We start from the raw sequence: 646 nt of genomic DNA on the forward strand, positions 1-646 counted from the left end.
ACCGCCACGACCACCGATGCGGCCTACGACCTGCCGCACCTCGGCCACCGCAGACGGTGCGCCGCGCAACTGGCCCGCGTACAGCGCAGGATGAGCCGCCGTCGTCGTCCCCGAGGCAACCCGCCATCCAAGGGATACCTGCGGGCCAAGCGGCAGGTCGCGAAGCTGCACAAGAAAGCGACCCGGCAAAACACCCACGACGCCCGCCAGTGGGCACGGCGAGTCGTGACCGACCATGCGGTGATTGCCGTGGAGGACTTCAAGCCGAGTTTCCTGGCCCGGTCCACCATGGCGCGCAAGGCTGCCGACGCGGCGATCGGCGCAGCGAAGCGGGAACTGATCGAACGTGGCACGCGGGCGGGCCGAAAGGTGGTGCTGGTGCCGCCCGCCTACACCACAATGACCTGCTCGCAGTGCGGAACGAGAGCCAAGCAACGCCTCGGGTTGGGTGTGCGTACTTTCCGGTGCGGCGACTGCGGGTACACCGCTTGCCGCGACCGGAACGCCGCGAGGGCGATCCTTGCCACGGCAGAGCGCGACCGTGTTGGTGCCGACGACGTAAGACACGTGATCACCTCCCTTCGGGTTAGTGGTTGCGTGCAGTCCGAGCCAGAAATCCCCCGGCTTCCAGCCGTGGGGAAGCGTT

At 68.0% G+C, this 646-nt stretch carries 1 protein-coding gene; it reads left to right on the forward strand.

The genetic code is table 11. The features are described 5' to 3' along the window. Positions 1–646 (forward strand): RNA-guided endonuclease TnpB family protein (locus Vqi01_RS30430; protein WP_204038568.1); only part of this gene is annotated, 646 nt, incomplete at both ends.

It is taken from the genome of Micromonospora qiuiae (genome assembly GCF_016863555.1).
GTDB classification, from domain to species: Bacteria; Actinomycetota; Actinomycetes; order Mycobacteriales; family Micromonosporaceae; genus Micromonospora; species Micromonospora qiuiae.